The organism is Agromyces mariniharenae (genome assembly GCF_008122505.1).
Classification (GTDB): Bacteria; Actinomycetota; Actinomycetes; order Actinomycetales; family Microbacteriaceae; genus Agromyces; species Agromyces mariniharenae.
The window spans coordinates 1,080,992-1,106,325 of the sequence record NZ_VSSB01000002.1 but is presented as its reverse complement, the minus strand read 5'-3'; the positions used below and the strand labels follow the sequence as shown (position 1 = coordinate 1,106,325).

Genomic DNA, 25,334 nt, shown 5'->3' with positions numbered 1-25,334 from the left:
ACGACCGCGCCGGCCGGGGGAGTGCGTCATGCTGGAGCAATGCACAGAGGAAGCGGCGACACCTGGGTCGAGGGCCCCGACGGCGCGAGGTACTGGGGGCGCTTCGGCGCCGCCGGCCTGCTCGTGGTGAGCCCGCGGTCCGAGGTGCTGCTGCAGCACCGCGCCGCCTGGAGCCACTTCGGCGGCACGTGGGGCGTTCCGGGCGGGGCGCGCCACGAGGGCGAGAGCGCAGTGGACGCGGCCGTGCGCGAGGCGGGCGAGGAGGCGGGCGTGCCGGCCGCAGCGCTGCACGTGCGCTTCACGTCGGTGCTCGACCTCGGCTACTGGTCGTACACGACCGTGGTGGCCGACGCCGCCGACCGATTCACCCCGGTCGTGAGCGACCCCGAGAGCATCGAGCTGCGCTGGGTGCCGATCGCCGACGTCGGCGACCTCCCGCTGCACCCGCGCTTCGCCGAGGCCTGGCCGTCCCTGCGCGAACGGCTCTGACCCGACCGCTCGAGCGGCGCCGACCGTTCGAGCGGCGCCGACCGGGTGCTCAGGCCGTGCGCTCGCCGGCGGTCGCCTGCGGGCGCGGGAACCAGGGCACGATCGCCGAGGTCCGCGCCCGGTACGCGTCGTAGTCGGGGTACTTCGCGCGCGAGATCGACTCCGTGAAGATCGTCGAGCCGATGAACAGCAGCGTGAGCAGCACCGCGCCCGCGATCGTCCAGTGCAGCCAGACGCCCGTGGCCGCGACGGCGAAGCCGTAGAAGGCCCACCACTGCGCCTGCTCGAAGAAGAAGTTCGGATGCCGCGAGGTCCGGAACAGCCCCGTCTGGAGGAACCCCGGCTCGGGCGTGCGCCCGGCGGCGCGCTCGGCCGCCTTCCACCGGTGGAACGCCCACTGCTGCTGGTCGGCGACGGTCTCGCCCGCGAGGAACGCGAGGAACACGACGGCGAGCACGACGTCCCACACGCCGAGCGGCGTGCCGGCCGCCTCGTAGGCGGTGTACGCCGGCAGGCAGAACAGCAGGATGAGCGCGTTCTGGTAGATCGAGATGAAGAACAGGTTGAACAGCTGGTACTGCCACGGCGCCATCCGACCGCGGAGCACCGCCCAGCGGTAGTCCTCGCCGCCCGGCCGGTAGCCGCCCTTGCGCGCGTAGTTGAAGGTCAATCGGATGCCCCAGAGCGTCACCAGCACGGCCATGAGCACGAGCCGCGCGTCGAACCCGCTCCAGCCCGCGAAGACCCAGACGTACGCCACCGGCACGATCGACCAGATGCGATCGACCCAGGAGTACTCGCGCGTGGCCACCGAGGCGATCCAGGTCGCGGCGGTGACCGCCGCGCAGATGACGAGACACACGCCGAGGGGACCCATGGCCGCATTCTAGGGCTCGATAGGATCGCAACGTGGCCGGGGACAGCGCGGGGGCGGTGGGGACCAGGATCTGGACGATCCCCAACGTGCTGAGCATGCTGCGGCTCGCGCTCGTGCCGGTCTTCCTCGTGTTCATCGTGATCGGCGACTACGTGTCGGCGCTCGTCGTGCTCGTCGTGGCGAGCCTGACCGACCTCCTCGACGGGTACCTCGCCCGCCGGCTCGGGCAGATCACCCGGCTGGGCCAGCTCCTCGACCCCGCGGCCGACCGCCTCTACATCTTCGCGGCGCTCGTGGGACTCGCCGCGAACAGCCTCGTGCCGTGGTGGATCGTCGTGGTCATCGTGGCCCGCGACGTGTTCCTCCTCATCCTCGGGATCGTGCTCGCGAACCACGGCTACGGGCCGCTGCCCGTGCACCAGCTCGGCAAGGTCGCGACCTTCGCGCTGTTCTTCGGACTGCCCGTCATCATGCTCGGCCTCGCCTTCCCGACGGTCGAGCCGGTGAGCGAGCCGGTGGGCTGGGCGATCACGCTCTGGGGCGCGTTCCTCTACTGGTGGGCGGGCATCATCTACGCGATCGAGACGGCCCGGGTCATCCGCCTGCCGCTTGCGGCGGACGAGTCCCGATCGGATACGCTGGAACAGGGAGGTTAGCCGTGGCGGATACCGACAACATTCAGGCTGGCGGGGAAGAAGAGCCCCACGACGACAGGACTCCTCAGACGAGCTCGAACAGCATCATCGGCGACAGCACGGCCGACACGACGATCGGCTTCAGCCGGGAGGCCGCCGCACAGCTCTCGACCGTCGACACCGACATCACGGCCGAGGAGCAGGAGGCCATCGCCGCACTGCCCTCGGGTTCCGCGCTGCTCATCGTGCGTCGCGGCCCGAACACCGGTGCGCGGTTCCTCCTCGACACCGACGTCACGACCGTCGGCCGTCATCCCGACGCCGACATCTTCCTCGACGACGTCACCGTGTCGCGCCGTCATGCGGAGTTCCTCCGCCACCGCACCGCCTTCGAGGTGAAGGACCTGTCGTCGCTGAACGGCACCTACTTCGACGGCGTGCGCATCGACACGGCGCTCCTCAGCGACGGCGCGGAGGTGCAGATCGGCAAGTACCGGCTCACCTTCTACGCCTCCCGACGCGACCTGGCGCCGCTGGCGAGCGGCTAGTGCCGGGCACCGCCGCGTCCGCGAACGCGAGCGGCCAGGGTCGGCTCCACGGCATCGGCCAGGTCCTCGCGCTGCTGCAGCCCGAGTTCCCCGAGCTGACGCCGTCGAAGCTGCGGTTCCTCGAAGAGCAGGGGCTCGTATCGCCCGCGCGCACGGCGGCCGGGTACCGCAAGTTCTCCGACGCCGACGTCGAGCGCATCACCGTCGTGCTGTCGATGCAGCGCGACCACTACCTGCCGCTCAAGGTCATCCGCGCCCACCTCGAGTCCATCGACGCCGGAGAGACGCCCGCGCTGCCGGGCGCCGCGAACTCCGCCTCGTTCCTGGCCGGCGCCCGCCGCTACCGGCGCGCCGAGCTCATCCAAGCCGCGGGTGCGACGCGCGCCCTGCTCGACGAGGCCATCTCGGCGTCGCTGCTGCCCGCCGCCGAGCAGTACGGCGACGACGCGCTCGGCGTGCTGACGGCGCTGGTCGCGCTGCGCGGGGTCGGCATCGAGGCGCGCCACCTGCGCGGACTCCGCGCCGCGGCCGAGCGCGAGGCCGCCCTCGTGGAGCGCGCGATCGCGCCTTCCCGGCGGTCGGATCCGGCCGACAAGGCGCGCGCCGCGGAGGCCGCGCTGGAGCTCGCCGGGCACCTCGAGACGGTGCGCACGTCGGTCGTGCGGAGCGCCCTCTCGACGCTCGGACGTTGATCGCGACACGCCGTGACGTTCGGCCCGATGTGTTTGGCCGACGACCCCCGGATGGGTAGCGTGGGAGACGCGCCGTCGGGGTGCGGGCGTGAGAGTGAGGGGCGATCGGATGAGTGAGCTCGACCGGAGCGAACGCTACGACCTCGGCCTGCTCTTCACCGATGGGATGCCCGAGCACGACGACGGCACCGGCTACCGCGGCGCGGTCGCCGCCCGCGCGGCCGGCATCAGCTACCGCCAGCTCGACTACTGGGCGCGCACGCAGCTCGTGGAGCCCACGGTGCGCGGCGCGGCCGGCTCCGGATCGCAGCGCCTCTACGGTTTCCGCGACATCCTCGTGCTGAAGCTCGTGAAGCGCCTGCTCGACACCGGCATCTCGTTGCAGCAGATCCGCACGGCGGTCACGCAGCTGCGCGAGGCCGGCGTCGAAGACCTGGCGCAGACGACGCTGATGAGCGACGGCGCGAGCGTCTACCTGTGCACGTCCGACGACGAGGTCATCGACCTCGTCAACCGCGGCCAGGGGGTCTTCGGCATCGCCGTCGGCAAGGTGCTGCGCGAGGTGGAGTCCACGCTCGTCGAACTCGACACGCAGCCCGCCGACCCCATGGACGAGCTCGCCGCACGACGCGGCTCGCGGTCGCGCAAGATCTCCTGACGCGGCATCCGCTCGACGCACGCCTGTGCGTCTGCGTGTCTCCGGTCGACGGATGCCCCGCGCCCGGCTTCATGACGTCGCGTGACGCCGATCACGACGGCGTCATCGGACGTCGCGCGCGGGTCAGATGACGGGCGACTGGAGCTCGAGCGGCGTGCCCGAGAACTCGCCGATGCGAGCCGTGCGCAGCACGCGCTCGAGCAGCTGGTCGAAGTGTCGCGACATCTCCTCGGCGCTCTCGCCGGGCCACATGTGCAGCGGCTTCGCGGCACCCTGCGCCTGCTGCAGCGAAGTGCGCTCCGGCAGCTGCGGCGACAGCACGAGCGGGCCGAACATGTCGCGCAGCTCCTTGATGCGGAACTGGTGCTCGAGCGACTGCACGCGGGCGCGGTTCACGATGATGCCGAGCGGCTGGAGTCGTGGGGAGAGGCCGCGGCGGATCTCCTCGATCGCGCGGAGGGCGCGGTCGGCGGCGGCGACCGAGAACAGGCCGGGCTCAGTGACCACGGCTACGCGATCGCTGGCGGCCCATGCGGTGCGGGTCAGCGCGTTGAGCGACGGCGCGCAGTCGATGAGCACGAGCTCGTAGTCGGCCTCGACGTTGGCGAGCGCCTCCTCGAGCTTCCAGATGTCGCGGATCGACGGGTGCGGCCCGTCGTAGTTGATCGCCGAGGGGCTGCCGATCATCACGTCGATGGTCGAGCTCGGGTTGGAACGCGCCCACCCGCTCGGGGCGATCGCCGAGCGGACGATCTTCTCCTTCGGGGAGGCGAGCACGTCGGCGACGTTGAGGTGACCGGCCATCTGGATGTCCATGCCGGTGGAGACGTCGGACTGCGGGTCGAGGTCGACGACCAGCGTGCGGACGCCGCGGGCGAAGGCCGCCGACGCCAGTCCGAGGGTCACGGTGGTCTTGCCGACGCCACCCTTGAGGGAGCTGACGGAGAGAACGTGCACGAACAGATACGTTACCTTTAGACCTCGGGCGATACCTAAATGTTCGCTGTGCGGAAACCCTCGGAAAGGCCTGCATGTTCACGAAGATCCTGGTAGCCAATCGCGGAGAGATCGCCATCCGGGCCTTCCGCGCAGCCGTCGAGCTCGGTGCGAAGACCGTCGCGGTGTACCCGTTCGAGGACCGCAACTCCCTGCACCGCCTCAAGGCGGACGAGGCCTACCAGATCGGCACCCCGGGGCATCCGGTGCGCGCCTACCTCGACGTGTCGGAGATCATCCGCGTCGCGAAGGAGTCGGGCGCCGACGCGATCTACCCGGGCTACGGCTTCCTCTCCGAGAACCCCGAGCTGGCCCAGGCCGCCGCCGAGGCGGGCATCACGTTCATCGGCCCGCCCAAGCAGGTCCTCGAGATGGCCGGCAACAAGGTCACGGCGAAGGAGCACGCGATCGCCGCGGGCGTCCCGGTGCTGAAGTCGACGCCCCCGTCACGCGACATCGAGGAGCTCCTCGCCCAGGCCGACGAGATCGGCTTCCCCATCTTCGCGAAGGCGGTCGCCGGCGGCGGCGGCCGCGGCATGCGGCGCGTGAACTCGAAGGACGACCTCCGCTCGTCGCTCGAGGAGGCCATGCGCGAGGCCGATAGCGCGTTCGGCGACCCCACGATGTTCCTCGAGCAGGCCGTGCTCCGTCCGCGCCACATCGAGGTCCAGGTGCTCGCGGATGCCGCGGGCGAGACGGTGCACCTCTTCGAGCGCGACTGCTCGGTGCAGCGCCGCCACCAGAAGGTCATCGAGATCGCGCCGGCGCCGAACCTCTCCGACGACGTCCGCCGGTCGCTGTACCGCGACGCCATCGCGTTCGCGAAGTCGATCGGCTACGTCAACGCGGGCACCGTCGAGTTCCTGCTCGACACCGCGGGCGAGCGCGCCGGCCAGCACGTGTTCATCGAGATGAACCCGCGCATCCAGGTCGAGCACACCGTGACCGAGGAGGTCACCGACGTCGACCTCGTCGTCTCGCAGATGCGCATCGCGGCGGGGGAGACGCTCGCCCAGCTCGGCCTCGAGCAGGAGCAGATCCGCCTCCGCGGCGCCGCCCTGCAGTGCCGCATCACGACCGAGGACCCGACCGCCGGGTTCCGCCCCGACACGGGCAAGATCACGACGTACCGCTCGCCGGGCGGCGCGGGCATCCGCCTCGACGGCGGCACCGTGAACCCGGGCGCCCAGATCAGCCCGCACTTCGACTCCATGCTCGCGAAGCTCACGTGCCGCGGGCGCGACTACCCGGCTGCGGTCGCCCGCGCCAAGCGCGCGCTGGCCGAGTTCCGCATCCGCGGCGTGTCCACGAACATCCCGTTCCTCCAGGCGGTGCTCGAGGACCCGGCGTTCATCGCCGGCGACCTCAGCACCTCCTTCATCGACGAGCGTCCGCAGCTGCTGCGCGGCCGCGTCTCCAAGGACCGCGGCACCAAGATCCTGAACTGGCTCGCCGACGTCACGGTCAACCAGCCCAACGGCCCGGCCCCGACGGCCGTGCACCCCGCAGAGAAGCTGCCCGAGATCGACCTGTCGCAACCGGCGCCTGCCGGCTCCCGCCAGCGGCTGCTCGAGCTCGGCCCGGCCGGGTTCGCCGCCGCGCTGCGCGCGCAGACGCCGCTCGCGGTCACCGAGACCACGTTCCGCGACGCCCACCAGTCGCTGCTCGCGACGCGCGTTCGCACCCGCGACCTCGTCGCCGTCGCGCCCTACGTCGCACGCATGACCCCGCAGCTGCTCTCGGTCGAGGCCTGGGGCGGCGCCACCTACGACGTCGCACTGCGCTTCCTCGGCGAGGACCCCTGGGAGCGCCTCGCCACGCTGCGCGAGGCGCTGCCGAACATCAACATCCAGATGCTGCTGCGCGGCCGCAACACGGTCGGCTACACGCCGTACCCGACCGAGGTGACCGACGCGTTCGTGCGCGAGGCCGCGGCGACCGGCGTCGACATCTTCCGCATCTTCGACGCGCTGAACGACGTCGACCAGATGCGCCCGGCGATCGACTCCGTGCTGGCCACCGGCCACGCCGTCGCCGAGGTCGCGCTCTGCTACACCGGCGACCTGCTGGATCCCGCCGAGAACCTCTACACGCTCGACTACTACCTGCGGCTGGCCGACGAGATCGTGGCCGCGGGCGCCCACATCATCGCGATCAAGGACATGGCGGGCCTCGTGCGCCCGGCGGCCGCCGAGAAGCTCGTCTCGGCGCTCCGCGAGCGGTTCGACCTGCCCGTGCACCTGCACACGCACGACACGGCGGGCGGACAGCTCGCCACCCTCCTCGCGGCGAGCCGCGCGGGCGTCGACGCCGTCGACGTGGCGAGCGCCCCGATGGCGGGCACGACCAGCCAGCCGTCGGCGTCGTCGCTCGTCGCGGCGCTCGCGCACACCGAGCGCGACACGGGCATCTCGCTGCAGGCCGTCGCCGACCTCGAGCCCTACTGGGAGGCCGTGCGCCGCATCTACCGGCCGTTCGAGTCGGGCCTGCCCGGCCCGACCGGCCGCGTGTACCACCACGAGATCCCGGGCGGCCAGCTGTCGAACCTGCGCCAGCAGGCCATCGCGCTCGGCCTGGCCGACGACTTCGAGCTCATCGAGGACATGTACGCGGCCGCCAACGACATCCTCGGCCGTGTGCCCAAGGTCACGCCGTCGTCGAAGGTCGTCGGCGACCTCGCCCTGCACCTCGCCGCGGTGAAGGCCGACCCGGCCGACTTCGCCGAGCACCCCGAGAAGTACGACGTGCCCGACTCGGTCATCGGCTTCATGGCGGGCGAGCTCGGCGACCTGCCCGGCGGCTGGCCCGAGCCGTTCCGCTCGAAGGTGCTCGCCGGCAAGGACGTGCGCATCGGCGTGACCGAGCTCACCGACGACCAGCGCGGCGCGCTCGAGGCCGACAGCGCAACGCGTCGCTCGACCCTGAACACGCTGCTCTTCCCCGCGCCGACGCGCCAGTTCGAGCAGATCCGCGAGCTGTTCGGCGACCTCTCGGTCGTCGACACGTCCGACTACCTCTACGGCCTGCGCCCCGGCGCCGAGCACGTGATCGAGATCGACAAGGGCGTGCGCCTCTATGCGGGTCTCGAGGCGATCGGCGAGGCCGACGAGAAGGGCATGCGCACGGTCATGACCATCCTCAACGGCCAGCTGCGCCCCGTGTTCGTGCGCGACCGCAGCATCGTCGTCGAGACGCGCGCGGCCGAGAAGGCGGATGCCTCGCAGCCCGGCCACGTCGCCGCGCCGTTCTCCGGCGTGGTGACGCTGCAGGTCGAGCCGGGCGCCGAGATCGCCGCAGGACAGGGCGTCGCGTCGATCGAGGCGATGAAGATGGAGGCCGCGATCACGTCCCCCGTGGCGGGTGTGGTGGAGCGCGTCGCGATCCCCAAGACCCAGCAGGTGGAGGCCGGCGACCTGCTCGTGGTGGTCCGCCCGCGGTAGTCGTCGTGTGCCCACGCTAGGCTGTCGGTGGGTTCGCACTGGACCCCGCACTGCATTCCGCACTGATGAGGAGGGCTATCGGTGTCAGACGACAGGGGCGATGACCACGACACGACACGCCGGGCGTCCGGGGGGCACGCCGCAGCAGTCGACCACGGTCGGCTGGCGCCGTCCACGGGCGCGCACGCCGCGTCGGCCCTGCCCGACAGCCTGAACATCCGCGTCGACCTCCCGCCGGCGCCTCGACCCGAGATGCCCGAAGACGAGGTGGCCGTCGCGATCGACGACGTCGCCGTGAACCCGGCGGTGGCCGACGGCGGGCCGGGCACCACGTCGGTCGAGGTCGTGACGCCCGCGCTGTCCGCGGCGGGCTACCGCCAGTCGTACCGGCGAGACACGTCGCCCTACAGCGCGTTGCTGGCCTCCGACGAGTCCCGGCTGCGCCGGGAGCGCGTCACCACCGACACGGGCAGCCACGTCGCTATCGTCGACGCGCCCGACGCCGAGGTCGTCCCGGCCGAACTGCCCGAGCCGTCGGAGTCGCTGACCGCCGACCGGCTCATCGACCTCAACCGCGCGCCGCGGCCGGCGCCGCACGGCGGGTTCAACCGCTTCCTCTACGAGGCGTCGCTGCACCTGGTCAACCTCGGCGACTCCGCGAAGGTGCGCGCCCACAAGGCGCTGAGCGGCCGCATCCAGAAGCGCTTCGAGGGCGGTGCGCGCTTCGTGCCCGTGCTCACGCGCAAGGGCGGCGTCGGCAAGACGACCGTGACGACCCTCCTCGGCATGGCCCTGGCCGACGCGCGCGATGACCGCATCATCGCCATCGACGCGAACCCCGATCGCGGCACGCTCGCGGAGCGCGTCGACCGGCAGACCCGCGAGACGGTGCGCGACGTCGTGAACAAGGCATCGTCGATCGGCGGCTACACCGACTTCTCGGGGTTCCTCTCCCGCGACGAGACGCGGCTCGACATCCTCGCGTCCGACACCGACCCGACGCTGTCCGAGGCGTTCGACGACGACGACTACAACGTCGTGGCCGGCCTCGCGGCGCGCTACTACTCGATCGTGCTGACCGACTGCGGCACCGGCATCGTGCACTCGGTGATGCGCGCGACGCTGCAGCGCGCCGACTCGATCGTGATCGTGTCGGGCGGCAGCGTCGACGAGGCGCGGCTCGCATCCGAGACGCTCACCTGGCTCGAGGCCAACGGCTACGGCGAGCTCGTGCGCAACGCCGTGGTCGCGATCAACCTGGCGACGCAGGGCACGCATCTCGTCAAGGTCGACGAGATCGAGGCGCACTTCGCCTCACGCGTGCGCGAAATCGTGCGGATCCCGTACGACCCGCAGCTCGCCGCCGGATCCGTCGTGCACTGGAACGACCTGCGTCCCGTGACGCAGCACGCGGCCCGCGAGCTCGCCGCGCTCGTGGTCGAAGGCCTGCCCGCTGACCGCGGGCACTGATCGGAGCGCAATTGCCGGAACGTCCCATTCGCCTGTTCGGCGACCCCGTCCTGAAGACCGTCTCAGCCCCCGTCGAACAGATCGACGATCGGGTGCGCTCGCTCGTCGCCGACCTCGTCGACAGCGTCCGGCTCCCGGGTCGCGCGGGCGTCGCCGCGTCGCAGATCGGCGTGAACCTCCGCGTGTTCAGCTACAACATCGACGGCGACGTCGGCTACGTCATCAATCCCGAGATCGTCGAGGTCACGGGCGACCGCGAGCTCATCGACGAGGGATGCCTCTCGGTGCCGGGCCTCTGGCACAAGACGCCGCGGCATCCGTTCGCCCGAGTTCGCGGCATCGACCTCGACGGCAACGAGATCGAGGTCTCGGGCACGGGGCTCATGGCGCAGGCCCTGCAGCACGAGACCGACCACCTCGACGGCATCCTCTACCTCGACCGCCTCGAGAAGGACGAGCGGCGTGCCGCGATGAAGGAGGTGCGCGAGTCGGACTGGTTCTGACCGCGCACGCGACCCGGGCATGTCGGATGCCGCGGGACTGACGAGCGAGAGGGCCCCGCGGCATCCGCGGGGCCCTCTCGTGTCGTGGGGGACGGCTCAGTGCACGATCGAGTGTCCTTCGGTGGCCGGGGCGCCCGAGTACATGGTCTCGATCTCGACGGAGAAGTCCTCGAGGATCACGTTGCGCTTGATGCTGAGCTTCGGCGTCAGGTGCCCGCTCGCCTCGGTGAGCTCGGTCGAGAGGATCGTGAACTTGCGGATGGACTCGGCGCGCGAGACGTGCTCGTTCGCCGCGTCGATGGCCCGCTGCACCTCGGCGAGGACGGCCGCGTTGTTCGTGGCCTCCTCGAGGCTCATGCCCGCGTCCTCGTCGTTGTTGTTCAGCCAGACCGGCAGCATCTCGGGGTCGAGCGTCACGAGCGCCGAGATGAACGGCTTCTTGTCGCCGACCACGACGACCTGGCCGACGAGCGGGTTGGCGCGGATCGGGTCCTCGAGCGCCGCCGGGGCGACGTTCTTGCCACCGGCCGTGACGATGATCTCCTTCTTGCGGCCGGTGATCGAGAGGAAGCCGTCGGCGTCGAAGCTGCCGAGGTCGCCCGTCTTGAACCACTCGCCGTCGAACGCCTCGGCGGTCGCCTCGGGGTTCTTCCAGTACTCCTTGAACACGTCGACGCCCTTGACCTGGATCTCGCCGTCGTCGGCGATGCGGACCGAGACACCAGGGAGGGCCGGGCCGACCGTGCCGATCTTCGACTTCGTCGCGAGGTTGACGGTGGCGGGCGCCGTGGTCTCGGTGAGGCCATAGCCCTCGAGGATCGTGATGCCGAGCGCGTGGTAGAAGTGGCCGAGGCGCGGACCGAGCGGGGCCGAACCCGAGACGGCGTACTTCACGTTGCCGCCCATCGCATGACGGAGCTTGCCGTACACGAGCCGGTCGAAGAGTGTGAACTTCAGCTTGAGGCCGAACGGGACCTTGCCCGCCTCCTTGGCCGTCGAGTACGCGACGGCGGTGTCGGCAGCGGCGCGGAAGATCTTGCCCTTGCCCCCAGCCTCGGCCTTCTGCTCCGAGACGTTGTAGACCTTCTCGAAGACCCGCGGCACCGCGAGGAGGAACGTCGGCTTGAAGCTCCCGAGCGACGGGAGGAGCTGCTTCGTGTCGGGCTGGTGACCGACACGGACGCCGGCGTGCACCGACAGGACCGCGATGAAGCGGGCGAAGATGTGCGCGGTGGTGATGAAGAGCAGCGTGGAGGCGCCGTTGGGGTCGGCCACGACCTCCTTGAGCGCAACAGCGGCGTTGCGGCAGAGCTCGACGAAGTTGGAGTGGGTGAGCACGCAGCCCTTGGGCTTGCCGGTGGAGCCCGAGGTGTAGATGAGCGTGGCGATGTCGGAGCCGACCGCGAGGTTGCGGCGACGCTCGATCTCCTCGTCGGAGACCCCGGTGCCCGCGGCCGCGAGCTTGTCGAGGTCGCCGAGGTCGATCTGCCACACGTTGCGGATGGCGGGCAGCTCGGGGTGCACCTCGTCGAAGCGAGCGAAGTGGTCGGGCGTCTCGACGATGACGGCGATGGCACCGGAGTCGCTGACGTTCCACTTGACCTGCGAGGGCGAGCTGGTCTCGTAGATCGGCACGAGCACGGCTCCGGCGAACCACGTCGCGAAGTCGATGAGGGTCCACTCGTAGCGCGTCTTGCACATGAGGCCGATCTTGTCGCCGGGCTGGATGCCGGCGGCGACGAGGCCCTTCGCGAGGGCGACGACCTGGTCGTGGAACTCCCTGGTCGTGACCGGGGACCAGCCACCGTCACCGGTGGGGAGGGAGAACAGCACCGAGTCGGGCGTGGCCGCGACGCGCTGCACGAGGAGGTCCGTGACATTCGCGTCGGGGTCGGCCGGGACGACGGCGGGGGTATCGAATTGGATCACGGTAGCTCCTTCGGCACCGGGGAAGTTCGGGCGGCACGGGGCGCGCGAACCTCGGCATTGGGGTCGACTACACTCTAGCCGTTGCGCGTGCGGCCACGAGGGCTCGGGCGTGCTCGATCCCAACCCCCCTTCGAAAGGCGGCTCCCTCGTGCACGCGATCGGCATCGACATCGGCGGGACGAAGATCGCGGGGGCCGTCGTCGACGAGTTCGGCGCCATCGTGCGGTCGGAGCGCGTGCCCACGCCGGCCGGCGATCCGCAGCTCCTCGAGGACGCGGTCGTGGCGATGATCGAGTCGCTGTCCCACGACGGGCCCGCCGCCGCGGTCGGCGTGGCCGCCGCGGGCTTCATCGACGCCGCGCAGTCGACCGTCTACTACGCGCCGAACATTCACTGGCGCAACGAGCCCTTCCGCGAGAAGCTCGAGGCCCGCGTGGGCACGACCGTGGTCGTCGACAACGACGCCAACGCCGCCGGCTGGGCCGAGTTCCGGTTCGGCGCCGGACGACTCGTCAGCGACATGGTCATGCTCACCATCGGCACGGGCGTCGGCGGCGCGATCGTCGCCGGAGACCGGCTCTTCCGCGGCGGCTTCGGCGCCGGCGCCGAGCTCGGCCACATGCGCCTCGTCCCCGGCGGCATCGCCTGCGGCTGCGGTCAGCACGGATGCCTCGAGCAGTACGGCTCGGGCCGGGCGCTGCTGCGCATGGCGAACGAGATCGCCGACGCCGGCGGCATCGGGCAGGCGCTCGCGCAGGCCCGCGAGGAGCGCGGTGCGCTCGACGGCACGATCGTGGGCGGCCTCATCGAGCAGGAGGACCCCGGAGCCGTCGCCGCGCTCCGGCAGCTCGGCCACTGGCTCGGCGAGGCGTCGGCGTCGCTGTCGGCGGTTCTCGACCCCCAGCGCTTCGTGTTCGGCGGCGGCGTGGCCGTCGCGGGGGAGCTGCTGCTCGGCCCGATCCGCGAGGCGTACCTCCAGCACCTCCCGGCGCGCGGCTACCACCCCGAGCCCGACTTCGTCATCGCGGAGCTCGTGAACGACGCCGGCGTGGTCGGCGCGGCCGACCTTGCGCGCGTGTGGGTCGAGGAGCACGCCTGATCCGCTCGGCGCTAGGCTGAAGCGTTCGTTCGGCGACGAGGGGAGGTCCGGTGTTCTACTGGATCATGAAGCACATCGTCATCGGGCCCATCCTGCTGGCGATCTTCCGGCCCTGGGTCGTCGGCCTCCAGAACGTGCCGAAGGACGGCGCGGTCATCCTCGCGTCGAACCACCTCTCGTTCATCGACTCGATCTTCCTGCCGCTCGTCGTCGACCGCCGGGTCATCTTCCTCGCGAAGAGCGAGTACTTCACCGGCAAGGGCCTGAAGGGCTGGGCGACGCGCACGTTCTTCCAGGCGGCCGGGCAACTGCCGATCGACCGTTCGGGCGGCAAGGCGTCCGAGGCGTCGCTCGCGACCGGCCTGCGGGTCCTCGGCGAGGGCGGCATCCTCGGCATCTATCCCGAGGGCACGCGCAGCCCCGACGCCCGCCTCTACCGCGGCCGCACGGGCGTCGCCCGGATGGTGCTCGAGGCGGGCGTGCCCGTCATCCCGGTCGCCATGATCGGCACCGAGGAGGTCATGCCCATCGGCACGCGACTGCCGAAGGTGCGCCGCATCGGCATCATCATCGGCGAGCCGCTCGACTTCTCGCGCTTCGAGGGACTCGAGGGCGACCGGTTCGTGTTGCGCTCCGTGACGGACGAGCTCGTCTACGAGCTGCGCGCCCTGAGCGGCCAGGAGTACGTCGACGTGTACGCCAGCTCCGTGCGGGAGCAGCGGGCCGCGCAATCGGGGTAGGCTCGAACGTGCGGCGGCGCGCGTGCGACGCCGCGTTTCCCGTTCCGGCGCGCCCGCGCCCCGACCCCTCAGGACAGTCCCGTGGTACAGCTCGTCGAGCCCGTCGTCAATGCAGATCCCTCCGTGATCGACGGCCTCGACTATTGGCGCACGCTGCCGATCAAGCAGCAGCCCACGTGGCCCGACGCCGAGGCGGCGCACGCGGCATCCGCCGAGCTCGCGACCCTGCCCCCGCTCGTGTTCGCCGGCGAGGTCGACATGCTGCGCACCCGGCTGGCCGCCGCGTCGCGCGGCGAGTCGTTCCTGCTGCAGGGCGGCGACTGCGCCGAGACGTTCGCCGGGGCGACCGCCGACCAGATCCGCAACCGCGTGAAGACCGTGCTGCAGATGGCCGTCGTGCTCACCTACGGCGCGTCGATGCCGGTCGTGAAGATGGGCCGCATGGCGGGCCAGTTCGCCAAGCCGCGCTCGAGCGACACCGAGACGCGCGGCGGCGTCACGCTGCCCGCCTACCGCGGCGACATCGTGAACGGCTACGACTTCACGCCCGAGTCGCGCCAGGCCGACCCGTCGCGCCTGGTGCGCGGCTACCACATGGCCGCGTCGACCCTGAACCTCATCCGCGCGTTCACGCAGGGCGGCTTCGCCGACCTCCGCCAGGTGCACTCGTGGAACCAGGGCTTCTCGGCCAACCCGGCGAACGCCAGGTACGAGTCGCTCGCCCGCGAGATCGACCGCGCGATCAAGTTCATGGAGGCGTGCGGCGCCGACTTCGAGGCGCTGAAGCACACCGAGTTCTACACGGGCCACGAGGGCCTGCTCATGGACTACGAGCGCCCGATGACCCGCATCGACTCGCGCACGGGCACGCCCTACCTCACGTCGGGCCACTTCATCTGGATCGGCGAGCGCACGCGCGACCTCGACGGCGCGCACGTCGACTTCCTGTCGCGGGTGCGCAACCCGATCGGCGTGAAGCTCGGGCCGTCGACGACGCCCGAGACGATGATCGAGCTCGTCGAGAAGCTCGACCCGCACCGCGAGCCGGGCCGCCTCACGTTCATCACGCGCATGGGCGCCGGGAAGATCCGCGACGCGCTGCCGCCGCTGCTGGAGGCGATCAAGCGCAGCGACGCGAACCCACTGTGGGTCACCGACCCGATGCACGGCAACGGCATCACGACGCCGAACGGCTACAAGACCCGCCGGTTCGACGACGTGGTCGACGAGGTCCGCGGCTTCTTCGAGGCCCACCGGGCCGCGGGCACGTACCCCGGCGGCATCCACGTGGAGCTCACTGGCGATGACGTGACCGAGTGCCTCGGCGGCTCCGAGCACATCGACGAGGAGACCCTCGCGACCCGGTACGAGTCGCTCTGCGACCCGCGCCTCAACCACATGCAGTCGCTCGAGCTGGCCTTCCTCGTGGCCGAGGAGCTCACCGCGCGCTGACGGCCGGCGGCGGGGCGTCCGACGGATGCCCCGCCGCGGTCGCGCGCGGGTGTTCCGTGCGCGTCCGAGGATGCTCCGCGGCATCCGATGCCGGAGTCGACGGATGCCGCGCGGCGTCCGCCCGGGCTCAGCCGAAGTTGACCGTGACCTCGGAGCCGCGCTTGAGCTTCTCGCCGGCCGCCGGACTCTGCACGGATGCGACGACGGCGCCCTCGAGGAAGCCCGGCACGTTGGACGTCACGCTGAACCCGAGCGCCTCGAGCTGCTGACGCGCCTGGGCGACGGTCTGGCCCGTGATGACGTTGGGCACCTCGACGAGGTCGGGGCCCTTCGACACCGTGATCACGATCGTGTCGCCGGGCCGAACGGGATCGGTGGCGGGGGCCCATGAGATCACGTGGTCGGCGGGCACCTCGTCGTCGAACTCGGGCTCGGCGGTGCCCACCACGAGCTGGGCGCCCGTGATGGCGGCCTCGGCCTCGGCGACGGGCATGCCCGTGACGTCGGGGATCGGGCCGACCGAGACGACGATCGACAGGTCGCCGAGCTCGGGGTAGGGGTCACCCGCGGCGACGGCGTTGCCCTCGGCCCCGAGGACCGCGATGACCGAGCCTGCGGCGATGTCGCCCGAGAACTGCTGCAGGGACTGCTCGGCCACCGTGAAGTCGCCGAGAGCGCTGCGCGCATCGGCCTCGGGCTGACCGACCACGTCGGGCATCGGCAGCATGAGCGGCCCGAGCGAGACGAACATCGTCACGGTGGACCCGCGCCGGGCCTGCTGGCCCGCGGCCGGATCGGTGCCGGAGACCTGGCCGGCGGGCACGCGCGGGTCGTTGCGTTCGGCGTCGACGACCTGGAAGCCCTCCTCGGCGAGCACCTGGCGGGCGTTGTCGGGCAGGAGGGTCGCCGTCTCGGGCACGGTCGTCATGGCGCCGGGGCCGGCGCCGAAGTACCACCCGGTGCCCGCGGCGAGCCCGGTGAGCAGCAGCACGAGCGCGAAGATCCAGTAGCCGCGGCGGCGACGGCGGTCTGAGCTCGTCGCGAGGGCGGACGCGGCCTCGTCGTCGGATGCCTCGGGCGGCGCCGGCGGCGCGACCACTGCGCCGCCGCCGATGACGGCGGTCGCGGCGGTGGCGACGCCGACGGGCATCGCCGCGTCGGGCAGCACGACCGTGGCCTGCGTGCGCGGCGCCTGCCGCGGCGCGCGGATCGCGGGCTCGACCTCGCGGAGCCGGTCGAGCATGTCGCGCGCATCGTGCGGACGCTCCTCGGGGTCGCGTGCCGTGGCCCAGAGCACGAGCTCGTCGAGCTCGACGGGCACCGCGGGATTCTTCGAGCTCGGGGTGGGCACCGTGTCGTTGGCGTGCTGGTACGCGATCTGCATCGGCGCCTCGCCCACGTAGGGCTGCTCGCCGGTGAGCATCTCGTACATCATGATGCCGACCGCGTAGATGTCGCTGCGCGCGTCGGCGACGCCGCGGGTGACGAGTTCGGGGGACAGGTAGGCGATGGTGCCGAGCAGCGCCTGGCCGGTGGCGGTGTTGGCGCTCGCGGCGCGCGCGAGCCCGAAGTCGCCGAGCTTGATGCGGCCGTCGTCGGCGAGCAGGACGTTCTCGGGCTTGAGGTCGCGGTGCACGATGCCGGCCTTGTGCGCGGCGGCGAGGCCGGCCAGCACGGCGTCCATGATGTCGACGGTCTGCTCGGGCGTGAGCTTCTTGTAGTCCTTCAGCAGCTCGCGCAGCGTGATGCCGGGCAGGTACTCCATGACCAGGTAGGCCATGTCGGAGTCCTGGCCCTGGTCGAACACGTTCACCACGTTCGGATGCGCGAGTCGGGCCGCCGAGCGCGCCTCCTGCACGAACCGGGTCTTGAAGGTGTTGTCGTCGGCGAGGTGACCGTGCATGATCTTGATCGCGACGCGGCGCTCGAGGCGCAGGTCGGTCGCGAGGTAGACCGTGGCCATGCCCCCTCGGGCGATCCGCGAGCGCACCTGATACCGGCCGTCGACGAGACGGCCGATCATCGGGTCGGCGGGCGCGGTGGTCACCGTTCGAGTCTACGAACCCCTGCATGCCCCGACCCGACTACACACCGTGGAACGACGGAATCGCAACGGCTTCGTGACCCCGGATGACGCGGGGACGCGGGGCGGCACGGCAGGTCCGGCCGACGCGGCCGTCGTCAGCCGAGCTCCGACAGCCAGGCCCTCGCCGACACCTCCCACTTCGCGTAGTGGTCGGGATGCGCCGAGAGCTGCACCGCCTGGGCGGCCTGCGTGACCGACATGGCCTCCCACCCGACGATGTCGAGCAGGCCGCTCGTGCGGCCGGGGTTCGGGTTCGCCGCCCCGCCGTAGAACGCCGTCGTCGCCCGCACAGGATCGAGGACCTCCTCGGGCGTGCCCCAGCCCTCGCTGGGCCGCTGCTGGAACAGGCCGAGCGAGTCCTGGTCGCCGTGGTGCAGGTTCCGCAGGCCCGACTCCTGCGCCGCGGCCGCGAGCGCGATCACGATGCCCTGCTCGGGCACGCCGAGGGCGCGTCCGAGGTCGATGACGATCCGGGCGTTCGCCCGCATCTCGTCGGTGAGGGGCACGCTCACCGAGGCGACGGTGACGACGGGCTCGGGCCGACGCACGACGAGCACCTGCCCCGGGACGATCAGCGTCGAGCCGCCGAGGGCGTTGGCCGCGTCGAGGTCGGCGACCGTCACGCCGTACGCCTCCGCCAGGCCGAAGAGCGTGTCGCCGGGGGCCACGACGTGCGTGTCGGGGGACACGGACGCGTCGGGGGCCGCGGGTCCGCTCGGCGCGGGCTCCGCGGGTGGAGCGGGTGCCGCGGCCGGTGGCACCGGCAGCGTCGACGACGGATCGGCGAGCGGCAGCACGATGGCCTCGCCGGGGAAGATGAGGCTCGTCGGGCCGAGGCCGTTGGCGCTCAGCACGTCGCCGGCGTCGAGCCCGTACGCCGCGGCGATGCTGCTCACGGTGTCGCCCTCGACGACGACGTGGCGGGCGATCTCGGGCGCGGCGGGCGGGGGAGCGGGTGCCGACCCGTCCACGGTGCCACCGGGGAGCGCGAGCCGCTGGCCGGGGAAGATGAGGCTCGACCAGCCGAGCCCGTTCGCGGCGAGCACCTCGGCGGTGGCGAGCCCGAACCGCTCGGCGATGCCGCTGACGGTGTCGCCCTCGGCCACCACGTACTCGGGCGGCGCGGGCACGGATGCCGGCGCGGCGGCCGCTGCCGCGCGGGGCGCCGAGCCCAGCGCCTTCGGCTTCGCGTGCCGCTTCACCGGAGGCACGGCGGCCGCATCCGCGGGCTGCGCGATGCCGAGGGTCACGGCCAGGGTGCTCGCGACGGCGATCGGCAGGGTGAGCACCGCGCGGATGCCGCGACGGCCGCCCCGCTCGGCTGCGGCGCCGGTGCGGCGCAGACGCCCCCAGCGAACCGCCTCCGTTCCGTCCGACATGATCCCCCCTCGGGCCGGACCCCCTCGTCCGTCGCCAACGTCCCACAGGGGATGGGGCGAGTCAACGACCTCGCCGCGAGTCCCCGGACTCCGGGTCGAACGGCTCCGCGCGTCGCGGCGGGGATGCTTCCGATGCGCCGCATCCGTCTGGCAGGCTGGTGACGTGACCGACGACGACCAGACCGAGTGGCTGACCGTTCCCGACCTCGTCGAGCGGCTCGGGCTGACCCCGAGCCGCATCCGCAAGCTCATCGACGACCGCCACCTGCTCGCGACGCGCGTCGACGGCGTGCTGAAGGTGCCCGCGTCGTTCCTGCGCGACGACGCGCCGCTGCCCGAGCTGCACGGCACCGCCGTCGTGCTCGCCGATGCCGGGTTCAGCGACGCCGAGGCGCTCGAGTGGCTGCTCGGCGAGGAGGACAGCCTCGGCACGAGTCCCATCGCCGCGCTCCGGGCGGGCCGCAAGTCCGAGGTCCGTCGAGTGGCGCAGGCCCTCGCCTGATCCTCGCCCGGCGCTCGACCGCCGGAGCACCCGCTTGGCCGGCCGCCTCCGCCTCAGCTCGCCCGGCGCGTGACGGCCTTCGCGAGCGAGCCGAGCTCTGCGCGTGCGTCGCGGCTGAGGGGAGCGTCCTCGAGGACCGCGGTGGCGCTGGCCAGGTTGTCGGCGATCATCGCCTCGACCTCCTCGACGGCACCGCAGTCGGCGATCGTGCGCTGCAGCATCCGCACCTGGTCGGCCCCGAGGTCGGGGTCGCCGAGGAGCTCGTCGAGGAGTCGGCGCTGCCCGGTCGAGAGCCGCTCCCGGGCGATCGCGACGAGCATGGTGCGCTTGCCCTCGCGCAGGTCGTCGCCGCTCGGCTTCCCGGTGACCTCGGGGTCGCCGAAGACGCCCAGCAGGTCGTCGCGCAGCTGGTAGGCGATCCCGAGCGGCAGCCCGAACCCGCGCAGCGCCGCGAGCTGCGCGGCGGACGCCCCGGCCAGCGCGCCGCCGATGACGAGGGGCGACTCGATCGAGTACTTCGCCGACTTGTAGACGATCACGCGCTCGGCCCTGGTGCGCTGCTCGGCCTCGGGCTGCACGAGCCACGCCCGCTCCTCGAGGATGTCGAGGTACTGCCCCGATGTCACCTCGGTGCGCATGCGCATGAACTCGGCGCGGGCGGCGCGGGCCGCCTGGCGGTCGGCCACGGCGTCGAGGCCCTCGTCGAACAGCTCGTCGCTCCAGCCCAGGAGGAGGTCGCCGAGGAGGATCGCGGAGGCCCGCCCGAACTCCGCCGAACCGCCCGCCCACCCCGAGTCGGCGTGCAGCGACTCGAAGAGGCGATGGGCCGAGGGCGCCCCGCGGCGGGTGTCGGAGTTGTCGATGAGGTCGTCGTGCACGAGCGCCGCCGCGTGGAACAGCTCGAGCGCCGAGGCGGCGGAGACGACGGGGTAGTGGTCCCGCCCGCCGTCGGACTCGAACGGGTCGAACCCGCGCCCCGCGACGGACTCCCAGCCCCAGTAGCAGAACAGGGCCCGGAAGCGCTTGCCGCCGCTGAGAAAGCGCCTTGAGAACGCGTCGAGCGGGTCGAGGTCGGGGCTGATGGAGCGGAGAATGGAAGAGCGCCCAGCGAGGAAGTCCTCGATGCGCGCATGCACCAGATCGACGAGCCGGGAACCACGAGCCACTCGCCTAGCCTAGCGAGGCGGCGCGGCGCTAGAATGAGCTCGGATGCGTCGATCCCGAGCCTGAGGGGAATGAGATGCCGCTTTCAGAGCAGGAGCAACGTCTTCTCGAGGAGATGGAGCGCAACCTCTACCGCAACGACGCGGATTTCGTGCACGCGGTGGGTGGCGTACGGGGTCGTCGGCCCAACTATCGTTCGATCGTGCTCGGCGTCCTGCTCGCGGTCGCGGGCATCGGCGCCCTCATCGCCGGCGTCGCGCTCCAGCTGCTGATCGTCGGCGTCATCGGCTTCGCGCTCATGTTCGGCGGCGTGCTCCTGGCCATCACCCCCGGCAAGCGCGGCGCGACCGCGCCGGCCCCGGCCGAGCCCACGGCCGGCTCGCCGAAGGGCAAGCGCTCTGGCGGCGGCTTCATGGACCGCCTGAACGACCGCTGGGACCGCCGGCAGGAGGGTCGCGACTAGCCGCCCTCCACTTCCCACCACCACGACGGGTCGATCCTCGGATCGGCCCGTTTTTCGTGCCCTGAGCAGCGTCCGGATGCCGCGCCCAGCCCTGTTCGGCTCCTGAACGCCCTCCTGAACGGCCCGATTCCTCCCGAAGGGGCGCCCGTGGCGCCCCGGATGGAGTGAAATCCCTCCACTCCGCTCCACGCGTCGATTCCCACGGATTCACAGGGCTCTCACACCGCCCCGAGCGCGGAAACGAGCGAATGTCGTTGATCGGTGGATGAGAGTGGAGTAAAGTGGGGTCACCTGGATCCTGGCCGGAGGAAAGGGGGTGGCGCGATGTTCCTCGGGACCTACGAACCGAAGCTCGATGAGAAGGGTCGCGTCATTCTTCCGGCGAAGTTCCGGGAAGAGCTCTCGACCGGCCTCGTGCTCACGCGCGGGCAGGAGCGCTGCATCTACGTGTTCAGCGCGCGGGAGTTCGAGCAGATGAGCGACAAGATCCGCCAGGCCCCCGTGACGAGCAAGCAGGCGCGCGACTACATGCGCGTCTTCCTCTCGGGGGCATCCGCGGAGACCCCCGACAAGCAGCATCGGGTCACCATCCCCGCCACGCTCCGCAGCTATGCGGGGCTCGACCGAGACCTCGCGGTCATCGGCGCCGGCAGCCGGGTGGAGATCTGGGATGCCGAGGCATGGCAGACATACCTCGCCGAGCAGGAGGCGGCCTTCGCGGAGACGGCGGAGGAGGTGATCCCCGGGCTGTTCTAGTCCCGGATTGCGACTCCCAGCCGTGCGCGCCTGGTGCACTTCCCCGCATCAGGACGAACGGATGGGGATCGGAGTCCGGGAACCGGTCCCGAAGGAATCATGGACATCGAACGCATCCACACCCCCGTCATGCTCGAACGCACGGTCGAGCTGCTCGCACCCGCCATCCGGCAGGAGGGCGCGGCCCTCGTCGATGCCACGCTCGGCATGGGCGGCCACAGCCGCGCGTTCCTCGAGCGCTTCCCGGAGCTCACGGTCATCGGCCTCGACCGCGACACCGACGCCCTCGGCATCGCACGCGAGCGGCTCGCCGCGTTCGGCGACCGCGCCCGGTTCGTGCACACGGTCTACGACGGCATCGCGGAGGCGATCCGGTCGGAGGGCTTCGACGAGGTGCAGGGCGTGCTCTTCGACCTCGGCGTCTCGTCGCTGCAGCTCGATCGCGCCGAGCGCGGGTTCGCCTACGCGAAGGACGCCCCGCTCGACATGCGGATGGACTCCACGCGCGGCCGCACGGCCGCCGACGTGATCGCCGAGTCGAGTGAGCAGGAGCTGCGGCGGATCTTCCAGGAGTACGGGGAGGAGAAGCTCGCGCAGCGCTACGCCCGCGCGATCGTCCGGGCGCGCGCCGAGGAGCCGATCACCCGCTCGGGGCAGCTCGTCGCGATCCTGACGGATGCCACGCCCGTCGCCGTGCAGCGGCAGGGTCACCCGGCCAAGCGCGTCTTCCAGGCGCTGCGCATCGAGGTGAACGAGGAGCTGTCGGTGCTCCAGCGTGCGATGCCGGCCGCGCTCGACTCGATCGCCCTCGGCGGCCGAATCGTCGTGCTGGCGTACCAGTCGCTCGAGGACCGCATCGTGAAGCGGGTCCTCCAGGCGGCGTCGACCTCCTCGGCTCCTCCCGGGCTGCCCATGGAGCTGCCCGAGCACAAGCCGCAGTTCCGCCTCCTCGTCCGGGGCGCGGAGCTGGCGAGCGAATCCGAGCAGGCGGAGAACCCGCGTGCGAAGCCGGTGCGCATGCGCGCCGCGGAACGAGTGAGGAGGCCGTCGTGACCGCACTGCCGGCCCAGTCCGCCCCCGCACCCCGGAGGAACCCGACCCCGAAGCCCGAGCGACGCCTGCGCCCGGCGCCCGAACCGGGGCGCCGCGCGAAGCCCCGGCTCGCCTACGCCGTGATCGCGCTCGGCGGGGTCGCGGTCATCGTCGTCGCCCAGCTCCTGCTCTCGATCGCCGTCGCGCAGGGCGCCTACGAGATCGACGCCTACCAGGTGCAGCAGGCGGAGCTCGCGCGCGAGCAGCAGAAACTCTCGGAGGACCTCGACCGCGTGGAGTCGCCGCAGTACCTCGCGAGCAACGCCGAGGCGCTCGGCATGGTGCCCAACGCCGACCCCGTGTACCTGCGGCTGTCCGACGGTGCGGTGCTCGGCCAGCCGACGCCCGCGACCGGCGGCGCCGCGGCATCCGCCCCGCTCGTGCCCAATGCGCTCATCGACGGCGTGCCGCTCGTGACCGAGCAGCAGCAGGGGCAGACTCCGAACGGGGGAGCCTCGGGGGAGGCGCCGGCGACCGCCGCCGACGTGCCGCCCGTCGCCCCGCCGCCGCCCGCCGAAGGCCTCCCGACGCCCGCCACGCACTGATCGCCCGAGGAAAGGCTCGAATGAACGGCACCAGCCGCCACCCGATGCGCCGAATCCTCCTCGCCGCGGTCGTGCTGGTCGCGCTCGTCGGCGTGTTCGTGGTGCGGCTCGTCGACCTCCAGGTCGTGCGCGCTGCCGAGCTCAGCGAGGAGGCCGAGGGCCGGCGCTCGACGTCGGTCACCGTCTACGGCTCGCGCGGCGACATCGTCGACCGGAACGGCATCGTGCTCGCCGACACCGTGATGCGCTACGACATCGCGGTGTCGCCCAAGAACGCGAACGCCGGCCCCATCACGCGCGAGGAGCCCGATCCGCAGGATCCGTCGAAGACCGTGCCGGTCGACGTGCCGCTCGAGCAGTCCGCCGCCGAGCTCGGGGCGGTCATCGGCCTCACCGGCGAGCAGGTGCAGCAGGTCATCGCCGACTCGCTCGCCGAGAACGCCCAGTCGGACTTCGCGTACGTGGCCAAGCTCGTCGACACCGAGACGTACGAGCGCGTGAAGGAGCTCGACATCCCGTGGGTCGTGCCGTGGGAGCACCCCAGTCGCTACTACCCGAACGGCGCGGTGGCGGGCAACCTGCTCGGCTTCGTGGGCTCCGACGGCGACGCCCTCGCGGGCGTCGAGCTCTCGGAGGACGAATGCCTCGCGGGGCAGGACGGGGAGTACAGCTACCTGCACAGCCTCGAGGACTGGGTGCAGATCCCGGGCACGGAGGTCGTGCACGAGCAGGCGCACGACGGCGGCACGCTGAGGCTCACCATCGACTCCGACCTGCAGTGGATGGTGCAGCGGATCGCGGAGGCGCAGGTGCAGGCCGTCGGCGCCGACTGGGCCACCGTGACCGTCATGGAGGCGAAGACCGGCCGTCTGCTCGCCGTCGCCGACGTCCCGACGGTCGACCCGAACGCGCCCTCGGCGACGGACTCCGGGAACCGCGGCTCGCGGGCGTTCACCGCGCCGTTCGAGCCCGGCTCGACGTTCAAGGCGCTCACCGCGGCATCCGTCATCGACGCCGGCAAGGCCGATCCGGTCAGCCAGATCATCGCTCCGTACCGCTACCTGCCGCCGAACGGCGCGAACGTCAACGACAGCTCGTTCCACGGCGACGAGCCGCTGACGCTCACGGGCGTGCTCATCGAGTCGTCGAACACCGGCATGTCGCAGTTCGGCGAGCGGCTGAGCGACCAGGAGCGCTACGACGACATGCTCGCGTTCGGCCTGGGGGAGCGCACCGAGGTCGGGTTCCCCGGCGAGGAGCCCGGCGACCTGCACGGCGGGCCCGAGGGCTGGGACAACCAGACCAAGTACGCGACCATGTTCGGGCAGGGGCTCACGACGACGGCCGTGCAGATCGCGAGCGTCTACCAGACCATCGCCAACGGCGGCGTGCGGATGCCGGTGCGACTCGTCGACGGATGCGGCGACGAGACCCCGGCGCAGTCGTCGGGCACGCCCGTGATCTCGGCGTCGGCGGCGCAGCAGACGAGCGCGATGCTGGAGCGCGTGTACCTCGAGGGCTGGCTCGCCGACAAGTGGGAGATCCCGGGCTACCGGGTCGCCGCGAAGACGGGCACGGCGCAGGTCCCCGACGGGAACGGCGGCTACCTGAGCGGCTACCTCGTGTCGGTCTCGGGGTTCGCGCCGGCCGACGATCCGCAGTTCGTCGTTTCGGTGAGCATCATGAATCCCGTTAAGATGAACTCGTCCGCCGCATCCGCTCCCGTCTTCCAACAGGTGATGAGCCAGGTGCTGAAGAAGTATCGGACCGTTCCATCCGGCGCCGCGGCGCCCGAGCTGCCAGCCACCTGGTGAGAAAG

At 71.6% G+C, this 25,334-nt stretch carries 23 protein-coding genes; 17 read left to right on the top strand and 6 right to left on the bottom strand.

All coding sequences use genetic code 11. The features are described from left to right. The first annotated feature begins 39 nt into the window (after nt 1–39). Complete coding sequence (locus FYC51_RS18445) at nt 40–489, top strand: NUDIX domain-containing protein (RefSeq protein WP_148735200.1); 450 nt, start codon at nt 40–42, stop codon at nt 487–489. Between the two features lie 49 nt (nt 490–538). Here the strand turns inward: FYC51_RS18445 and FYC51_RS18440 are convergent, their stop codons facing one another. Further along, nucleotides 539–1,366, bottom strand: coding sequence for a DUF1295 domain-containing protein (locus tag FYC51_RS18440; RefSeq protein WP_148735199.1), 828 nt, complete (start codon nt 1,364–1,366; stop codon nt 539–541). Between the two features lie 32 nt (nt 1,367–1,398). Between FYC51_RS18440 and FYC51_RS18435 the strand changes: the two genes are divergently transcribed. From FYC51_RS18435 to FYC51_RS18420, 4 genes are all read left to right on the top strand, one after another. After that, nucleotides 1,399–2,022 (top strand): CDP-alcohol phosphatidyltransferase family protein, encoded by a 624-nt coding sequence (locus FYC51_RS18435; protein ID WP_148735198.1) that lies wholly within the window; start codon nt 1,399–1,401, stop codon nt 2,020–2,022. A 2-nt stretch (nt 2,023–2,024) separates the two neighbouring features. Continuing rightward, nucleotides 2,025–2,549 carry an FHA domain-containing protein gene (locus tag FYC51_RS18430; RefSeq protein WP_420797257.1) on the top strand — a complete coding sequence of 175 codons (525 nt, stop codon included), beginning with the start codon at nt 2,025–2,027 and terminating at the stop codon, nt 2,547–2,549. After that, a complete protein-coding gene (gene ftsR / locus FYC51_RS18425) occupies nt 2,549–3,241 on the top strand; it encodes a transcriptional regulator FtsR (protein WP_148735197.1) in 693 nt (230 codons plus the stop codon). Before FYC51_RS18430 ends, ftsR begins: the two co-directional genes overlap by 1 nt. A gap of 109 nt (nt 3,242–3,350) precedes the next feature. Beyond that, nucleotides 3,351–3,899 (top strand): MerR family transcriptional regulator, encoded by a 549-nt coding sequence (locus FYC51_RS18420; RefSeq protein WP_148735196.1) that lies wholly within the window; start codon nt 3,351–3,353, stop codon nt 3,897–3,899. A gap of 123 nt (nt 3,900–4,022) precedes the next feature. On the opposite strand, the gene FYC51_RS18415 is transcribed toward FYC51_RS18420, so the two are convergent. Then, the gene (locus tag FYC51_RS18415; protein ID WP_148735195.1) at nt 4,023–4,856 is read right to left on the bottom strand and encodes a ParA family protein; all 834 of its coding nucleotides are present in this window, start codon (nt 4,854–4,856) and stop codon (nt 4,023–4,025) included. Nucleotides 4,857–4,930: 74 nt separating this feature from the next. Between FYC51_RS18415 and FYC51_RS18410 the strand changes: the two genes are divergently transcribed. The 3 genes from FYC51_RS18410 (at nt 4,931) to def (ending at nt 10,308) form a co-directional block, all read left to right on the top strand. Beyond that, complete coding sequence (locus FYC51_RS18410; RefSeq protein WP_148735194.1) at nt 4,931–8,335, top strand: pyruvate carboxylase; 3,405 nt, start codon at nt 4,931–4,933, stop codon at nt 8,333–8,335. Nucleotides 8,336–8,416: 81 nt separating this feature from the next. Then, entirely contained in the window at nt 8,417–9,805 is a 1,389-nt protein-coding gene (locus FYC51_RS18405; protein WP_238476451.1) for a MinD/ParA family ATP-binding protein, read from the top strand. Between the two features lie 11 nt (nt 9,806–9,816). Beyond that, nucleotides 9,817–10,308, top strand: coding sequence for a peptide deformylase (gene def / locus FYC51_RS18400; RefSeq protein ID WP_148735193.1), 492 nt, complete (start codon nt 9,817–9,819; stop codon nt 10,306–10,308). Nucleotides 10,309–10,404: 96 nt separating this feature from the next. Here the strand turns inward: def and FYC51_RS18395 are convergent, their stop codons facing one another. Continuing rightward, the gene (locus FYC51_RS18395; protein WP_148735192.1) at nt 10,405–12,237 is read right to left on the bottom strand and encodes an AMP-dependent synthetase/ligase; all 1,833 of its coding nucleotides are present in this window, start codon (nt 12,235–12,237) and stop codon (nt 10,405–10,407) included. Nucleotides 12,238–12,385: 148 nt separating this feature from the next. On the opposite strand from FYC51_RS18395, the gene FYC51_RS18390 reads away from it, so the two are divergent. The 3 genes from FYC51_RS18390 (at nt 12,386) to FYC51_RS18380 (ending at nt 15,528) form a co-directional block, all read left to right on the top strand. Further along, entirely contained in the window at nt 12,386–13,336 is a 951-nt protein-coding gene (locus tag FYC51_RS18390; RefSeq protein ID WP_148735396.1) for an ROK family glucokinase, read from the top strand. Nucleotides 13,337–13,386: 50 nt separating this feature from the next. Beyond that, a complete protein-coding gene (locus tag FYC51_RS18385) occupies nt 13,387–14,076 on the top strand; it encodes a lysophospholipid acyltransferase family protein (RefSeq protein WP_148735191.1) in 690 nt (229 codons plus the stop codon). A gap of 81 nt (nt 14,077–14,157) precedes the next feature. Further along, nucleotides 14,158–15,528, top strand: a complete 1,371-nt coding sequence (locus FYC51_RS18380; RefSeq protein ID WP_420797256.1) for a class II 3-deoxy-7-phosphoheptulonate synthase — start codon at nt 14,158–14,160, stop codon at nt 15,526–15,528. Between the two features lie 127 nt (nt 15,529–15,655). On the opposite strand, the gene pknB is transcribed toward FYC51_RS18380, so the two are convergent. After that, on the bottom strand, nt 15,656–17,575 hold the full coding sequence (gene pknB, locus FYC51_RS18375; RefSeq protein ID WP_148735190.1) for a Stk1 family PASTA domain-containing Ser/Thr kinase: 1,920 nt from the start codon (nt 17,573–17,575) through the stop codon (nt 15,656–15,658). A 134-nt stretch (nt 17,576–17,709) separates the two neighbouring features. Next, nucleotides 17,710–18,993 (bottom strand): LysM peptidoglycan-binding domain-containing protein, encoded by a 1,284-nt coding sequence (locus tag FYC51_RS18370; protein ID WP_148735189.1) that lies wholly within the window; start codon nt 18,991–18,993, stop codon nt 17,710–17,712. Between the two features lie 163 nt (nt 18,994–19,156). Between FYC51_RS18370 and FYC51_RS18365 the strand changes: the two genes are divergently transcribed. Then, nucleotides 19,157–19,495 carry an Rv2175c family DNA-binding protein gene (locus FYC51_RS18365; RefSeq protein ID WP_148735188.1) on the top strand — a complete coding sequence of 113 codons (339 nt, stop codon included), beginning with the start codon at nt 19,157–19,159 and terminating at the stop codon, nt 19,493–19,495. A 53-nt stretch (nt 19,496–19,548) separates the two neighbouring features. Here the strand turns inward: FYC51_RS18365 and FYC51_RS18360 are convergent, their stop codons facing one another. Beyond that, complete coding sequence (locus FYC51_RS18360; RefSeq protein ID WP_148735187.1) at nt 19,549–20,661, bottom strand: polyprenyl synthetase family protein; 1,113 nt, start codon at nt 20,659–20,661, stop codon at nt 19,549–19,551. A 74-nt stretch (nt 20,662–20,735) separates the two neighbouring features. Between FYC51_RS18360 and FYC51_RS18355 the strand changes: the two genes are divergently transcribed. The 5 genes from FYC51_RS18355 to FYC51_RS18335 all read left to right on the top strand — a co-directional run bounded on the left by FYC51_RS18355 (nt 20,736) and on the right by FYC51_RS18335 (nt 25,329). Continuing rightward, nucleotides 20,736–21,122, top strand: coding sequence for a DUF3040 domain-containing protein (locus FYC51_RS18355; protein ID WP_148735186.1), 387 nt, complete (start codon nt 20,736–20,738; stop codon nt 21,120–21,122). A gap of 324 nt (nt 21,123–21,446) precedes the next feature. Then, entirely contained in the window at nt 21,447–21,878 is a 432-nt protein-coding gene (mraZ, locus tag FYC51_RS18350; RefSeq protein ID WP_148735185.1) for a division/cell wall cluster transcriptional repressor MraZ, read from the top strand. A 99-nt stretch (nt 21,879–21,977) separates the two neighbouring features. Next, nucleotides 21,978–22,931 (top strand): 16S rRNA (cytosine(1402)-N(4))-methyltransferase RsmH, encoded by a 954-nt coding sequence (gene rsmH, locus FYC51_RS18345; protein ID WP_148735184.1) that lies wholly within the window; start codon nt 21,978–21,980, stop codon nt 22,929–22,931. After that, complete coding sequence (gene ftsL, locus FYC51_RS18340) at nt 22,928–23,515, top strand: cell division protein FtsL (protein ID WP_148735183.1); 588 nt, start codon at nt 22,928–22,930, stop codon at nt 23,513–23,515. Before rsmH ends, ftsL begins: the two co-directional genes overlap by 4 nt. Nucleotides 23,516–23,535: 20 nt before the next feature. Continuing rightward, the gene (locus FYC51_RS18335) at nt 23,536–25,329 is read left to right on the top strand and encodes a peptidoglycan D,D-transpeptidase FtsI family protein (RefSeq protein WP_238476450.1); all 1,794 of its coding nucleotides are present in this window, start codon (nt 23,536–23,538) and stop codon (nt 25,327–25,329) included. Nucleotides 25,330–25,334 lie beyond the last annotated feature (5 nt).

Bases quoted from the DNA above. Each gene is read 5' to 3' on its own strand.
- FYC51_RS18445 (WP_148735200.1), top strand. From the start codon at position 40: ATGCACAGAGGAAGCGGCGACACCTGGGTCGAGGGCCCCGACGGCGCG.
- FYC51_RS18440 (WP_148735199.1), bottom strand. From the start codon at position 1,366: ATGGGTCCCCTCGGCGTGTGTCTCGTCATCTGCGCGGCGGTCACCGCC.
- FYC51_RS18420 (WP_148735196.1), top strand. From the start codon at position 3,351: ATGAGTGAGCTCGACCGGAGCGAACGCTACGACCTCGGCCTGCTCTTC.
- FYC51_RS18410 (WP_148735194.1), top strand. From the start codon at position 4,931: ATGTTCACGAAGATCCTGGTAGCCAATCGCGGAGAGATCGCCATCCGG.
- FYC51_RS18370 (WP_148735189.1), bottom strand. From the start codon at position 18,993: ATGTCGGACGGAACGGAGGCGGTTCGCTGGGGGCGTCTGCGCCGCACC.
- FYC51_RS18355 (WP_148735186.1), top strand. From the start codon at position 20,736: ATGCCGCTTTCAGAGCAGGAGCAACGTCTTCTCGAGGAGATGGAGCGC.
- mraZ (WP_148735185.1), top strand. From the start codon at position 21,447: ATGTTCCTCGGGACCTACGAACCGAAGCTCGATGAGAAGGGTCGCGTC.
- rsmH (WP_148735184.1), top strand. From the start codon at position 21,978: ATGGACATCGAACGCATCCACACCCCCGTCATGCTCGAACGCACGGTC.
- FYC51_RS18335 (WP_238476450.1), top strand. From the start codon at position 23,536: ATGAACGGCACCAGCCGCCACCCGATGCGCCGAATCCTCCTCGCCGCG.